This is a genomic window from Belnapia sp. (assembly GCF_059504005.1).
This window is the reverse complement of record NZ_JCACHU010000048.1, coordinates 78,005-91,422: the sequence shown is the minus strand read 5'-3', so window position 1 is coordinate 91,422 and position 13,418 is coordinate 78,005. Positions and strand designations below refer to the sequence as shown.

Below are 13,418 nucleotides of genomic sequence, written 5' to 3'. Positions count from 1 at the left end.
GGGCGAGTCAGCGTGACATTTCAGCCATCTAGCCGATGCGCGCCGGTGAAGACCTCGAAGCCGTCATCCCGCGCGACGCCGATCAGCGTGAGGCCTGCCGCCTCCGCGCAGCGCAGCGCGAGCGCGGTCGGGGCGGAGACGGCGGCGAGCACGCCGGCGCCCATGCGCGCCGCCTTCTGCACCAGCTCCACGCTGATGCGGCTGGTCAGCGCCAGCACGCCGGCGGAGGCGTCGATGCCCTCGCGCGCGAGCGCGCCGGCGAGCTTGTCGAGCGCGTTGTGGCGGCCGACATCCTCGCGCAGCGCCAGCAGCCCGCGGCCGGGCTGCCAGAAGCCCGCGGCATGCATCGCCCGCGTCGCGTCATGCAGGTGCTGCGCGGGGGCGAGGCTCGCCATGGCGGCGGCGATGTCGGCCGGTGCGAGGCGCGGGCCGGGCGGCACGCGGGGCAGGCTGCGCACGGCCTCGGCCAGGCTCTCAAGCCCGCAGAGGCCGCAGCCGGTCGGACCGGCGAGATGGCGGCGGCGCGCCTCCAGCGCACCGAGCCGGGCCGCGTCGATCCACATGCGCAGCTCGATGCCGAGCGGCGTGTGGATGACCTCCAGCTCCTCGATCTCCGCCGGATGCGCGACGATGCCCTCGGCCAGGCTGAAGCCCGTGGCGAAATCTTCGAGGTCGGCCGGCGTCGCCATCATCACCGCATGGCCGAGGCGGTTGTAGCTGAAGGACATGGCCGTCTCGGCCGGGACGAGGCGATGCCCCGCATGCCAACCATCGCCATGCCAGCAACGCGTACTCCCGGCCTGGACCGCGGCCTCCCCCGCGAGGCTCATCGCCCTATTCCGCCTCCTCGATCAGCCGGCACAGCACGCCACGCGCATGCTCCACCTCCGACCATGGCGTGTTGCCGAGTGGGAAATGCCCGGCCAGCGCCGTGCTGATGACGGAATTCAAACGCTCCAGCAGCGGCGGCGCGGCGCCGCCCAGGCGGCCATGGCCGATCAACAGGTCGCGCATGGTGCAGAGATGCTCCGTCATCTCGGCGAAGGCATGGCCGTCGCGCTTCGGCCGCTGCGCCAGGGCGCGGTCGAGGGCGGCGAGCGCCGCCGCGCCCTCCGCCTTCGCGCTGAGCTGCCGCTCAGACGGCATCGGGGCCCGCCCTGGCGCCGGCGCGGCGCCCCGCGCGCAGGTTGCAGGTCAGCGCCTTGGTGGTGTGGATGCTGGTATTCGCGTCGCCGGTGATGGCGAGCAGGACATTGGCGACATCGCCGCGCGCATAGCCCTCCCAGCCATAGACCCAAGGAACGCCGATCTGATAGACGCGGCGGCCACCGATCTCGAAGGGCGTCAGCCGCTCCGTCACCATCGCCCGCATCTCCACCTCGCCGCGCAGCGTCGAGAGCGTCGCCCAGCCGAGATGCCGGATGCCGAGCTCCCGCGCCAGCTCCGGCGGAATCTCGACGAAGGCCTCGGGCTGCAGCTCCGCCGTATGCGGCGCGACGCGGCTCATCACGCCGCCGCAATGCAGCTCGGTCAGGCGGAAGGTGGTCAGCACATAGGGGAAGCGCGGGTCGCCCGCCTCGTGCAGTTCGTTGCCCGGCTGCTCCCAGATCTTCGCCGTGGGGTTGCCCTGCTGGCGGTAGAAGGGGTTGCGCACCGGGCTCTCGAGCGGCTCGTAATAGGTCGGCAGCGGCCCGTCCTTCAGCCCGCTCGGGACGAAGAGCATGCTCTGCCCGTCGGCCTCCATGATAAAGGGGTCGGCGCCGCCGAGCGCCTCCATGCCCTGCGGCTTCTGGCTCCAGTCGGGGCGGTAGTCGGGGCGCTTGGTCGGCTCGAAATCCGGCACGTCGGTGCCGGTCCACTTCCCCTCGCCCTCGTCCCACCAGACCATCTTCTTCCGCTCGGACCAGGGCTTGCCCTCCGGGTCGGCCGAGGCGCGGTTGTAGAGGGTGCGGCGGTTGCTCGGCCAGGCGAAGGCCCAGCCGAGATGGCTGCCGGGGCCGCCCGGCCTGTCCGGCTTGCGGGAGCGCGCCTGGTTCTGCCCCTCCTTCGGGAAGATGCCGGAATACATCCAGCCGCCGCAGGCGGTGGAGCCGTCATCCTTCAGCTCCTGGTAGGAGGAGACGAGCTTGCGGTCGGCGACGGTCCAGCCGTTGATCTCCTGGAGCACCGCCTCCGCATCCGGCTCCGCCTTGTCGCCGACCACCGGATAGTCCCAGGTCAGCGCCTGGATCGCGCGGTCGCGCGGCAGGGTGCTGCCGGCATAGAGCTGCTTCAGCCGCCGCCCCAGATGGTAGATGAACCAGAGGTCGGAGCGGCTGTCGCCCGGCGGCTCGCAGACCGCGTCATGCCATTGCACCAGGCGGCTGGTATTGGTGACGGTGCCGCCCTTCTCCGCCGAGATCGCGCTCGGGAAGAAGAAGACCTCCGTGCCGATCTCCTCCGGACGCGCCTCGCCGCGCTGGATGCGGTTGCCTTTCTCCCAGAAATTCGCCGTCTCGGTCATGGCGAGGTCGCGCACCACCATCCATTCGAGGCGGGCGAGGCCCTTCTCCACCAGCGCCGTGTTGACGGCGCCGACGACCGGGTTCTGGCCGATGAAGAACTGCCCCTTGACCACGCCATGCGTCATGGCGAGCGTCATCGGCAGCTGCGAGACGTCGCCGGTCAGCTTGGGGATGTGCTGGTAGCCCCATTCGTTCGCGGCGGTGGCGTTCTCGCCGTACCAGGCCTTCAGCAGGCTGACGATGTATTTCGGGAAATTGTGCCACCAGCCGGTCGCCGGCGTCTCGGAGGCGATGTAGCGCTTGAGCGTCGCATGGTCGTGGAAGGCGTTGGGCTGCGGCAGGTAGGTCGGCAGCATGTTGTAGAGCGTCGGGATGTCCGTGCTGCCCTGGATGCTGGTATGGCCGCGCAGCGCCATGATGCCGCCGCCCGGCCGCCCGACATTGCCGAGCAGCGACTGCACGATGGTCGCGGCGCGGATGATCTGCACGCCGGTGGTATGGTGCGTCCAGCCCACCGCATAGGCGAAGGCGCCGGTGCGGTCGCGGCCGGAATTCCTCGTCACCACCTCGCAGATGGCGAGGAAGGTCTCGCGCGGGCAGCCGGTGACGCTCTCCACCATCTCCGGCGTGTAGCGCGCATAATGTCGGCGCATGATCTGGTAGACGCAATTCGGGTGCTGCAGCGTCGGGTCGGTCGGCGGCGGGCCCTCGGCCATGCTTTGCGACTGCGGGCCCTTCTGCTCGCCCTGCACGCGATGCTCGGCGATGGAGGAGGGGACGGTCTTCCCCTTGTACTGCCAGCTCGCCTCGCTGTAGTTGCGCTGCTCCGCATCGAAGCCGGAGAAGATGCCGTCGCCCTGCTCCGGGTCGGCATAGCCGTCCTCGATGATATGGGCGATGTTGGTGTAGGCCAGCGCGAAGTCGCGGAACCAGTGGTCGCCCTCCAGAATGTAGCGGATCATCCCGCCGAGGAAGGCGATGTCGGAGCCGGAGCGGATCGGCGCGTGGATGTCGCAATTGGCGCCCGTGCGGGTGAAGCGCGGATCGACATGGATGAGCGTCGCACCCTTCCGCTTCGCCTCCACCAGGAAGCGGAAGGCGATCGGATGGTTCTCCGCCATGTTGGAGCCCATCGTGATCACCCAGTCGGCATTCGCGAGGTCCCACAGGGCCATCGTCGCGGCCCCGCGCCCGAAGGAGGTGCCCAGACTGGGCACCGAGGAGGAGTGTCAGATTCTCGCCTGGTTTTCTATGGTGACCATGCCGAGGCCACCGTTGAAGAGCTTCTTGATCAGGTAGTTCTCTTCATTGTCGAGCGTCGCGCCGCCGAGCGAGCCGATGCCGAGCGTGTGGTTGACGACCTTGCCGTCCGGCAGGCGCTCGACGAAGGTCTCGTCGCGGGCCTGCTTGGTCAGCTGCGCCACGCGCTCCATCGCCCAGTCCAGCGGCCGCTCCTCCCACGCCTTCGCGTAGGGGGCGCGGTAGAGCACCTTGGTGACCCGCTGCGGGCTCAGCAGCACGCCGAGCGTGCCGGCGCCCTTGGGGCAGAGCGTGCCCTGGTTGACCGGGCTGCGCGGGTCCCCCTCGATATGGATCGGCCTGCCGTTCTTGGCATAGACCAGCTGCGAGCAGCCGACGGCGCAGAAGGGGCAGATGCTGGTGCCGACCTTGTCCGCCTGCTCGAGCCTTGGGCGGAGACGCTCCGAAGCGGTGCTGCGGGCGGCCGCCGACATCGGGCTCTCGCCCGCGAGTTGCCGCGGCAGGGACCAGTCCTTCAGGAAGCGGGCGCCACGCGCCGCGATGCCACGACGAATCCTCGCCACAGGCCACTCTCCACCCCGTCGTCAGCGGCCATAAGCACGGCGCCGGGCGGCGGGTGGCGTGGCCGGCCCGTCAACATTCCGCGACTGCGACAAGGCGACGGAAAGGGGGCGGCATCGGCGCGTATGGGTCGCCAGCAGCGTGTGCGGAGCCGCATCGATGAGGAGCATGGAGGGGGTCGTCACCATCCTGCAGGAGAGCCGCTTCCAGCTCACCGACGATGCGGGCGTCTCCCACCTCTTCATCCTCGGCCATGACTCGCTCGGCGAGCCGGACCAGCTGGAGCCCCTGCAGCAGCGCCAGGCGCGCGTGCGGGTGCGCTACACGGCGCCGCGCAACGTCATCGGCTTCGTCGCGCATGCCGTCGAGGCCCGAAGCTAGGGTAAGGACACCAGCCATGGACGTGCATGCCCGCGCGCAGGACTACACCGGCTCCGAACTGGACGGCATGATCGAGGACGAGGCGGAGCTCACCGCCGGCGTCCGCATTGTCCCCGGCCGCTCCTACGGCTTCTTCACCGACACCACGGTCTGCATCGGCTGCAAGGCCTGCGAGGTGGCGTGCAAGGAGTGGAACAACCTGCCGGCCGACAATATCGGCCTGACCGGGCACAGCTACGACAATACCGGCCAGCTCTCGGCCAATAGCTGGCGGCACGTCGCCTTCGTCGAGAAACATACGGGCCAGGATGGCGGGCCCGGCGTGCGCAGCACCGGCAAGCCCCCCTACCAGGGCGGCTGGCTGATGCTCAGCGATGTCTGCAAGCACTGCCACAACGCCCCCTGCCTTGAGGCCTGCCCGACCGGCGCGATCTTCAAGACCGAGTTCGACACCGTCGTCGTGCAGCAGGACATCTGCAACGGCTGCGGCTACTGCATCCCGGCCTGCCCCTTCGGCGTCGTCGACCTCAGCACGCTGGACGGCAAGGCGCATAAGTGCACGCTCTGCTACGACCGGCTGAAGGGCGGGCTGGAGCCGGCCTGCGCCAAGGCCTGCCCGACCGACAGCATCCAGTTCGGCGAGCTGCCGGACCTCCAGGCGCGGGCGCAGGAGCGCGTCGAGCAGCTGCACGGGCAGGGCGTCTCCACCGCCTATCTCTACGGCACGCCGGGCGCGCCGGGGGCGACGGGCGACCTCGGCCATCTCAACGCCTTCTTCCTGCTGACCGACCGGCCGGAGGTCTACAACCTGCCCTCGGCGCCGACGCGGCCCGCCAACCGCGTGGCACCGAGCCTCGCCTCCGGCCTTGCCGCCGTCGCGGGGCTGGCGCTCGCGGCGCTCTTCGCCTTCAACCGGCGGGGCTGAGCATGTCCGAAGCCAAGGCCGCGATCCTCGGCGCCGAGGAAGCCTCGCCCACCCCGCCGACCGCGACGGGCGGCACCCAGGGCCAGCAGGGCGAATGGCAGGGGCCGACCTATTACGGCCGGCCGCAGCTGAAGGAGGCGCCCTTCAACAACTGGGTGGTCGGCGGCTACATCTTCCTCGCCGGGCTTTCGGGCGGGTCGGCGATCCTCTCCGCGCTCGCCGACCGGGCACGGCCGCGGATGGGGCGCGCGGCGCGGCGCGGGCGCTACCTCGCGCTGCTGGCGCCGAGCATCGGCTCGGCGCTGCTGGTCTGGGACCTGCACACGCCGCAGCGCTTCTACAACATGCTGCGCATCGCCAAGGCCACCTCGCCGATGAGCATCGGCACCTGGCTGCTGATGAGCTTCACTGCCTTCAGCGGCGTGGCGGGCGCGCTACAGCTCATCGCCGACCGGATGCCGCGGCTGCCTTGGCCGCGCCGCGCCGCGCGGGCGGCGGGGCTGCCGGCGGCGGCGGTGGGCGCGGGGATGTCGACCTACACGGCCGCGCTGCTGGCGGCGACGAGCACGCCGCTCTGGGCCGCGGCGCCGCGCTCGCTCGCGGTGCGCTTCGGCAGCTCCTCCATCGCCAGCGCGGCGGCGGCGCTCTCGCTGGCCGAGCCGCCGGGACGGGCGAAGCGGGCGCTGGATGCCGTCGCCGTCGCGGCGCTGGCGGCGGAGCTTGCGGCGTCCTCGGCGCAGAAGCGGCGGTACGAGGATGCAGGCGTCGCCGGCGCGCTGGACGGCGGCTGGGGCAGGACGGAGCGCATCGGCGCGACCGGCCTCGGCACCGCGCTGCCGCTCGGCCTGCATGCGCTCTCGCTGGCCGAGGGCGGCCATCCCGGCCTCTCGCGCCTTGCCTCGCTCGCCATCCTCGGCGGCAGCCTGATGCTGCGCGTCTCCACCATGGCGGCGGGCGATGCCTCGGCGCGAAGGCCGGAGACGAGCTTCCGCTTCGCCCAGCCGGACAACCTGCCGGGGGCTACTCCCCCTCGGCGAGGGATCGCATCGCCTCGAGCGCCTCGGCGAATTCCTGCATGAAGCCCTCGACGACGCCGCGGCAGGACTGCACGCCCTCCACCAGCCCGACGCCTTGGCCGACGAAATAGCTGACCAGCGCCCGCGCCTCCGCCTGGCCGCCCTCGGCCGCGCGGTTCGCCCGGGCCATGGCCGGCTCGCTGATCAGGCCCTGCAGCGGCATCGGCAGCGTGCCGGGGCTGTCCGGCCCCTCCCAGGCCTCGGTCCAGGCGGAGCGGAGCTGGCGCGCCGGCTTCCCCGTCCGCCCGCGCGAGCGCACGGTGTCGCGCGAGCGCGCCGCCACCATCTTCTCGCGGAAGACGGGCGAGGTCTCCGCCTCCGCCGTCGCCAGCCAGACCGAGCCGGTCCAGACGCCGGCGGCGCCCATCGCCATGCAGCCGGCCATCTGCCGGCCCGTCATGATGCCGCCGGCGGCGAGCACGGGCGTGTTGCCGGCGACGCGCAGCACCTCCGGCACCAGCACCATGGTCGAGACCTCGCCGCAATGCCCGCCCGCCTCGCCGCCCTGCGCCACCAGGATGTCGACCCCCGCCTCCACCTGGCGCAGCGCATGCTCCCGCGCCCCGACCAGCGCGGCGCAGGGGATGCCGGCCGCCTTGGCCCGCGCCAGCATGGAGGCGGGCGGCACGCCGAGCGCATTGGCGATCAGCCGGATCGGGTGGCGGAAGGCGACCTCCATCAGCCGCTCCCCCGTCTCGCTCTGGTAGGGCGGCGGCCGGTCCGGATCGTCGCGCCGCCGTTCGCCGAGCGGCCGGTCCGGGTCGACGCCATGCCGGCGCAGCAGGTCGCGCACGAAGTCGCGGTGCCGGTCGGGGACCTGCGCCAGCAGATCGGCATTGCTCGCGCCGCTCCCGGTGCGGACCGACAGGTTTTCCGGGATCAGCAGGTCGACGCCATAGGGCCGGCCCTCGAGCTGCGCGTCGATCCAGCGCAGCTCCTGCTCCAGCTCCTCCGGCGTGTAGCCGGCGGCGCCGAAGACGCCGAAGCCGCCCGCCCTGCTCACCGCCGCCACCACGTCGCGGCAATGGCTGAAGGCGAGCAGCGGGAAGCCGATGCCGAGCATGCGGCAGAGAGGCGTGTTCATGCCGGCTGCCATGGCCCGGCCCTACACCAGCGCGAGCACCAAGCCGCCCAGCGCCGCCGCGCCGCCCGCGAGCCGCGCGGCCCGCCGGGCCCAGAGCGCCCCCGGAACCGACAGCGCCAGGCCCGCCGCGTGCAGCACCGCCGTGCCGGCCAGCATGCCGAGGAAGGCCGTGCCGGCCAGCATCTCCGTCCCATGCGCATGCCCGTGCAGCAGGCCGAAGCCCGCCGCCAGCACCATCCCGACCGGCAGCGGCAGCCGCAGCGCCAGCGCCGCCATCACGCCGAGGATGATGACGGAGGCGAGGATGCCCGCCTCCACCCCCGGCAGCGTCACGCCCGCGAAGCCCATCAGCGCCCCGCCCGCCATGCCGGCGAGGAAGCCCCCCGGCAGCGCCCAGCGCGCCCGCCCGCTGAGCAGCCCGGCCCAGAGCCCGACCATCACCATGGCCAGAAGGTGGTCCGCGCCGGAGAAGGGATGGAGGAAGCCCGCCGTCAGCCCGTGGTCCAGCGCCGTGCCCGGATGGGCGAAGGCGGTGGCCGGCAGCAGCAGCAGGGAGGCGAGGAGAAGGATCGGGTGCATCAGGCAGCCTTTCGCGGGGCGATCCCGCCCTGTGTGAGGATGAAATCGGCGATCTCAGCGACGCCGAGATCCTCCTTGAGGTTGGTGAAGATGAAGGGCCGCTGCCCGCGCATGCGCCGCGCGTCGCGGTCCATGACCGAGAGGTCGGCGCCCACCAGCGGCGCCAGGTCGATCTTGTTGATCACCAGCATGTCGGAGCGGGTGATGCCGGGCCCGCCCTTGCGCGGGATCTTGTCGCCGGCCGAGACGTCGATGACGTAGATCGTCAGGTCCGCCAGCTCCGGGCTGAAGGTCGCGGCCAGGTTGTCGCCGCCGCTCTCGATGAACAGCACCTCGAGCGCGGGGAAGCGCTCCACCATGTCATGCACCGCGGCGAGGTTGATGCTGGCATCCTCGCGGATGGCGGTGTGCGGGCAGCCGCCCGTCTCGACGCCGGCGATGCGGCTCGGCTCCAGCGCGCCGGCGCGCGTCAGGAATTCCGCATCCTCCTTGGTGTAGATGTCGTTGGTGATGACGGCGATGTCGTGCGTCTCGCGCAGGTGCCGGCAGAGCCGCTCCGTCAGCGCCGTCTTGCCCGAGCCGACGGGGCCGCCGATGCCCACCCTGAATGGTCCGTTGCTCATGAGCGGAAGAGCCTCGTGTACTGCGTCTCGTGACGCATGGAGAAAAGGTCGAGCGCCGGCGCCGCCGTGCCGAGCCTGTCGAGATCGGCCGCCAGCGCCGCATCGGCGGCCTGCTCCACGACCGGGTGCAGCGCCGCCGTCGCAATCTGCCCATCCGTCTGCCCGAGCGGTACCAGCCGCACCCCGGCGGAGACAAGATTGGCCGCAAACGTCGCAAGCCATCCGGCGAGCGAAGGCCGCAGCGGCAGGCCCTGGAACCCTGCCGCGGCGCCGAAGGCCACCGGATGCGCGAGCCGCCGCGGATGCCGCGCGGCCAGCGCCGCGAAGCGCGGCTCCGGCCAGGCCGATTGCGTCACGCCGGTGAAGGCCGTGCCCTGCGCCATGCTCTCCAGCGCCAGCTCCGCCGAGCCGCGCCAGGCCGCCGCCAGCTCGGCGACCTCGTCGAGGGCCGCATCATCCCCCACCACCGCGCCGCGCCAGGCTGCGACCAGCAGCGCCCCGTCGACGCGCCCCGCCCCCGCCAGCAGCACGCTGCGGATATAGCCGACGAGCGTCGCGCGGTCCCGCACCGCCCCATCCTCGACCGCCGTCTCCAGCCCATGGCTGTAGGTATAGGCGCCGACCGGATAGGCCGGCGACAGCCAGGCCAGCAGCCGGTAGAGCGCCGCGCCCTCAGTGATGGTGGTCGTGGTCATGGCCATCATGGTGGTGATGGTGGTGATGCCCCGGCTGCCGGTTGTGCTCGCCATAGGCACCGCCCTCGGGGTTGAAGGGCTCTTCCACCTTGCGCAGCTCGGCGCCGAGCCCGCGCAGCATGGCGACGATCACATGGTCGTCGCGGATCAGCAGGCGGTCGGGCTGGATCTCCGTCGGCAGGTGCCGGTTGCCGAGATGCCAGGCGAGGCGCATCAGCCGCCCCGCGCTCTCCGCCCGCACCTCCACCAGCGGCTCCGGCGCGGCGCGGACGAGGATGACGCCGCCCCCCTCCAGCAGCAGCCCGTCGCCCTGCCGCAGCGCGACGGCCTCCTCCAGGTCGAGCAGGAAGGCGAAGCCGTCCTCGGCCACATAGCGCTTGCGGCGGCGGAAGCGGTCGTCGAAGTCGAGCGTCACGATGTGGCGCGCCGTGCGCTCCACCCATCCGCCGGCCGGCAGCACCTGGGTGGCGCGAGGGAGATCGCCGCTCATCAGAACAGGAAGTACCGCTGGGCCATGGGCAGGACCTTCGCCGGTTCGCAGGTGAGCAACTCGCCATCCGCCCGGACCTCATAGGTCTCGGGATCGACCTCGATCCGCGGCAGCGCGTCGTTCAGCACCATGTCGCGCTTGCCGATGCCGCCGCGCGTGTTCCGCACCGCGATCAGCTCCCTTTGCAGCCCGAGCCGCGCGCCGATGCCATCCTCCAGCGCCGCGGCCGAGGTGAAGGTGACGGCGCTCGCCACCATCGACTTGCCGAAGCCCGCGAACATCGGCCGGTAATGCACCGGCTGCGGCGTCGGGATGGAGGCGTTGGGATCGCCCATCGGCGCCATGGCGATGGAGCCGCATTTCAGCACGAGGTCCGGCTTCACCCCGAAGAAGGCCGGCGACCAGAGCACGAGGTCGGCGAGCTTCCCCACCTCCACGCTGCCGACATGCGCCGAGATGCCCTGCGCGATCGCCGGGTTGATGGTGTATTTGGCGATGTAGCGGCGGATGCGGAGGTTGTCGTTCTCGCCCGCCTCGCCCGGTAGCCGCCCGCGCTGCTGCTTCATCTTGTGCGCGGTCTGCCAGGTGCGGATGATCACCTCGCCGACCCGCCCCATCGCCTGGCTGTCCGAGGACATCATGGAGATGGCGCCAAGGTCGTGCAGGATGTCCTCGGCGGCGATGGTCTCGCGGCGGATGCGGCTCTCGGCGAAGGCCACATCCTCCGGGATGCGAGGATCAAGGTGGTGGCAGACCATCAGCATGTCGAGATGCTCATCCACCGTGTTGACGGTGTAGGGCATCGTCGGGTTCGTGCTGCTCGGCAGGAAGTTGGGTTCGCCCACGACGCGGAGGATGTCCGGCGCATGCCCGCCGCCCGCGCCCTCGGTATGGAAGGCCTGGATGGTGCGGCCGCCGATCGCCTTGATCGTGCTCTCGACGAAGCCGCTCTCGTTCAGCGTGTCGGTATGGATCGCCACCTGCACGTCGAGCGCGTCGGCGACGCGGAGGCAGGTGTCGATCGCCTTCGGCGTCGTGCCCCAGTCCTCGTGCAGCTTCATCCCGCAGGCGCCGCCGCGCACCTGCTCCTCCAGCCCCGCCGGCAGCGCCGCATTGCCCTTGCCGAGGAAGCCGAGATTGACGGGGAAGCTCTCCGCCGCCTGCAGCATCCGCGCCAGGTGCCAGGGCCCCGGCGTCGCGGTGGTGGCGAGCGTGCCATGCGCCGGCCCCGTCCCGCCGCCGACCATGGTGGTGATGCCGGAAGCCAGCGCCTCCTCGATCTGCTGCGGGCAGATGAAGTGGATATGCACGTCGAGCCCGCCGGCCGTCAGGATCCGCCCCTCGCCGGCGATGATCTCCGTCCCCGGTCCGATGACGATGCTGACGCCCGCCTGCGTATCCGGGTTGCCCGCCTTGCCGATGGCGGCGATCCGCCCGTCCTTCAGCCCGACATCGGCCTTCACGATCCCCCAATGGTCGACGATCAGCGCATTGGTGATGACGGTGTCCATCGCGCCGGCGGCGCGCGTCACCTGGCTCTGCCCCATGCCGTCGCGGATGACCTTGCCGCCGCCGAATTTCACCTCCTCCCCATAGGTGGTGAAGTCGCGCTCCACCTCGAGGATGAGGTCGGTATCGGCGAGCCTGAGCCGGTCGCCCACGGTCGGGCCATACATCCCGGCATAGGCGCTGCGCGAAAGCCGTGCCGGCATCAGACCTGCCCCTCCGTCTCGCCGCGGAAGCCGTGCACGATGCGCGCGCCGCCGAAAGCGATGAGCCGCACCGTCCGGCTCTGCCCCGGCTCGAATCGCACCGCGGTGCCCGCCGGGATGTCGAGCCGGCGCCCGCGCGCCTGCGCACGATCGAAGGTGAGCGCCGGGTTGGTCTCGGCGAAATGGTAGTGGCTGCCGACCTGAATCGGCCGGTCGCCGGCATTGCCGACCTCGATCTCGACGGCCTCGACGCCGACGTTCAGCTCGATCTCGCCGGCGCCGGGGAACAGCTCGCCGGGGATCACCGGATGGGCTCGTGGATGGTCACAAGCTTGGTCCCGTCCGGGAAGGTCGCCTCCACCTGAACTTCGAGAATCATCTCGGCGATGCCCTCCATCACCTGCTCCCGCGTCAGCACCGTGGCGCCGTCGCGCATCAGCTCGGCGACGCTGCGCCCGTCCCGCGCGCCTTCAACCACGTAGTCGGTGATGAGGGCCACGGCCTCCGGATGGTTGAGCTTCACACCCCGCTCCAGCCGGCGCCGCGCCACCTGGGCCGCCATGGCAATCAGCAGCTTGTCCTTCTCGCGTGGCGTCAGGTTCATGCGGGCCTCATTTGTGGCGGGGCGATCATGGCCCGGCCCGCCCTAGGTCGTCCACAGCCGAGGCAGCCGCGCCGGCCGGCCGAGCGCCGCCCCCCGCACGGCCGCGATCGCCGCCCCCGCCGCCCGCCGCACCGCGCTCGCCCCCCCGAGCCAGCGGGCGAGCAGCAGGCCAGGCCGCGGCAGGGTGGCGGCGGCCCCGGCCTCGCGCAGCTTGTCCCGCATCGCCTCCGCCTCGGGTGCCACGAGCAGCAGCATCGCCATCGCCTCCGCGCCGCCGAAGCCGAAGGGCGCCGCCAGCTCCTCCGCCGGATCGGCGAGCGAGAGCGCATCCGCCCAGAGCAGCCCGCCCGGCCCGCGCAGCCGCCAGCCGTCGAAGACCGCGCCCGCCTGCATCCGCTCCCCCGCCGCGGCGCGGCCGAAGACCAGCATCTCGACGGCCAGCAGCCGCGCGCCCTCGGCCAGCTCCGCCTGCATCCGCCGCGCCATCCGTGCCCCGTCGAAGAGAATGGTCTCCTGCGGCAGCCATTCCAGCACCGCCCCCGCGCTGAGGGAGAGGCGCGTCTCGATCCGCGTCTCCGGCCCGAGGCTGCGGTAGAGCTTCTCCGCCGCCGCGGTGCAGAGCGTGGCCTCCGCTCCCGCCTCGAGCCGCACCGACTGCCGCAGCACGTCCCCGCCCGCCAGCCCGCCGGCGCAGTTCAGCAGCGCGGCCGTCGGCGGCTCGCCCGGTTCCGGGTCGGGGAAGAGGATGCGTAGCGGCGCCTGCTGGAAGAGGTGCCGCAGCACCGTGCCGCGCGGCCCGGGGCCGAAGCCCAGCTCGAAGGCGCCATCGGCCCGCTGGTGGCGGAAGGGCGGGGCAGGGGCGTCGCGCGGCATCGCGGCGAGCATGGCATGCCGGCGCAGGCCCGCAAGCGCCGGAACCCCCTT

General features: G+C 71.8%; 16 protein-coding genes. 3 read left to right on the top strand and 13 right to left on the bottom strand.

Annotation, left to right across the window (positions count from 1 at the left end):
- Positions 1-20 precede the first annotated feature (20 nt).
- Genes fdhD through AC5JJ1_RS07995 form a run of 4 tightly spaced genes read right to left on the bottom strand, consistent with a single transcriptional unit; the run spans position 21 to position 4,327 of the window.
- A complete protein-coding gene (gene fdhD / locus AC5JJ1_RS08010; RefSeq protein ID WP_495784583.1) occupies positions 21-830 on the bottom strand; it encodes a formate dehydrogenase accessory sulfurtransferase FdhD in 810 nt (269 codons plus the stop codon).
- A 4-nt stretch (positions 831-834) separates the two neighbouring features.
- Complete coding sequence (locus tag AC5JJ1_RS08005; RefSeq protein ID WP_495784582.1) at positions 835-1,146, bottom strand: hypothetical protein; 312 nt, start codon at positions 1,144-1,146, stop codon at positions 835-837.
- The gene (locus AC5JJ1_RS08000) at positions 1,136-3,679 is read right to left on the bottom strand and encodes a molybdopterin-dependent oxidoreductase (RefSeq protein ID WP_495784581.1); all 2,544 of its coding nucleotides are present in this window, start codon (positions 3,677-3,679) and stop codon (positions 1,136-1,138) included. The genes AC5JJ1_RS08005 and AC5JJ1_RS08000 overlap by 11 nt, the downstream gene beginning before the upstream one ends.
- Before the next feature lie 54 nt (positions 3,680-3,733).
- The gene (locus AC5JJ1_RS07995; protein ID WP_495784580.1) at positions 3,734-4,327 is read right to left on the bottom strand and encodes a hypothetical protein; all 594 of its coding nucleotides are present in this window, start codon (positions 4,325-4,327) and stop codon (positions 3,734-3,736) included.
- A 157-nt stretch (positions 4,328-4,484) separates the two neighbouring features.
- Between AC5JJ1_RS07995 and AC5JJ1_RS07990 the strand changes: the two genes are divergently transcribed.
- The 3 genes from AC5JJ1_RS07990 to nrfD are packed head-to-tail and all read left to right on the top strand — an operon-like array spanning position 4,485 to position 6,710.
- Positions 4,485-4,706, top strand: a complete 222-nt coding sequence (locus AC5JJ1_RS07990) for a hypothetical protein (protein ID WP_495784579.1) — start codon at positions 4,485-4,487, stop codon at positions 4,704-4,706.
- 16 nt (positions 4,707-4,722) lie between these two features.
- Positions 4,723-5,631 carry a 4Fe-4S dicluster domain-containing protein gene (locus AC5JJ1_RS07985; RefSeq protein WP_495784578.1) on the top strand — a complete coding sequence of 303 codons (909 nt, stop codon included), beginning with the start codon at positions 4,723-4,725 and terminating at the stop codon, positions 5,629-5,631.
- Between the two features lie 2 nt (positions 5,632-5,633).
- Positions 5,634-6,710: an NrfD/PsrC family molybdoenzyme membrane anchor subunit gene (gene nrfD / locus AC5JJ1_RS07980; RefSeq protein WP_495784577.1), complete on the top strand. Its 1,077-nt coding sequence runs from the start codon at positions 5,634-5,636 to the stop codon at positions 6,708-6,710.
- Here nrfD and AC5JJ1_RS07975 read toward each other — a convergent pair.
- Genes AC5JJ1_RS07975 through AC5JJ1_RS07935 form a run of 9 tightly spaced genes read right to left on the bottom strand, consistent with a single transcriptional unit; the run spans position 6,652 to position 13,367 of the window.
- Positions 6,652-7,791: an NAD(P)H-dependent flavin oxidoreductase gene (locus AC5JJ1_RS07975; RefSeq protein WP_495784576.1), complete on the bottom strand. Its 1,140-nt coding sequence runs from the start codon at positions 7,789-7,791 to the stop codon at positions 6,652-6,654. The two genes, nrfD and AC5JJ1_RS07975, sit on opposite strands and share 59 nt — an antisense overlap.
- A 21-nt stretch (positions 7,792-7,812) precedes the next feature.
- On the bottom strand, positions 7,813-8,370 hold the full coding sequence (locus AC5JJ1_RS07970; RefSeq protein ID WP_495784575.1) for a HupE/UreJ family protein: 558 nt from the start codon (positions 8,368-8,370) through the stop codon (positions 7,813-7,815).
- Positions 8,370-8,993 (bottom strand): urease accessory protein UreG, encoded by a 624-nt coding sequence (gene ureG / locus AC5JJ1_RS07965; RefSeq protein ID WP_495784574.1) that lies wholly within the window; start codon positions 8,991-8,993, stop codon positions 8,370-8,372. Before ureG ends, AC5JJ1_RS07970 begins: the two co-directional genes overlap by 1 nt.
- Positions 8,990-9,688: an urease accessory protein UreF gene (locus AC5JJ1_RS07960; protein WP_495784573.1), complete on the bottom strand. Its 699-nt coding sequence runs from the start codon at positions 9,686-9,688 to the stop codon at positions 8,990-8,992. The genes ureG and AC5JJ1_RS07960 overlap by 4 nt, the downstream gene beginning before the upstream one ends.
- Positions 9,666-10,178, bottom strand: coding sequence for an urease accessory protein UreE (locus AC5JJ1_RS07955; protein ID WP_495784572.1), 513 nt, complete (start codon positions 10,176-10,178; stop codon positions 9,666-9,668). The genes AC5JJ1_RS07960 and AC5JJ1_RS07955 overlap by 23 nt, the downstream gene beginning before the upstream one ends.
- Entirely contained in the window at positions 10,178-11,890 is a 1,713-nt protein-coding gene (gene ureC / locus AC5JJ1_RS07950; protein WP_495784571.1) for an urease subunit alpha, read from the bottom strand. Before ureC ends, AC5JJ1_RS07955 begins: the two co-directional genes overlap by 1 nt.
- A complete protein-coding gene (locus AC5JJ1_RS07945; protein WP_495784570.1) occupies positions 11,890-12,195 on the bottom strand; it encodes an urease subunit beta in 306 nt (101 codons plus the stop codon). The genes ureC and AC5JJ1_RS07945 overlap by 1 nt, the downstream gene beginning before the upstream one ends.
- Positions 12,192-12,494, bottom strand: coding sequence for an urease subunit gamma (locus AC5JJ1_RS07940; protein ID WP_495784569.1), 303 nt, complete (start codon positions 12,492-12,494; stop codon positions 12,192-12,194). The genes AC5JJ1_RS07945 and AC5JJ1_RS07940 overlap by 4 nt, the downstream gene beginning before the upstream one ends.
- 42 nt (positions 12,495-12,536) lie before the next feature.
- Complete coding sequence (locus AC5JJ1_RS07935; RefSeq protein WP_495784568.1) at positions 12,537-13,367, bottom strand: urease accessory protein UreD; 831 nt, start codon at positions 13,365-13,367, stop codon at positions 12,537-12,539.
- Positions 13,368-13,418: the final 51 nt, after the last annotated feature.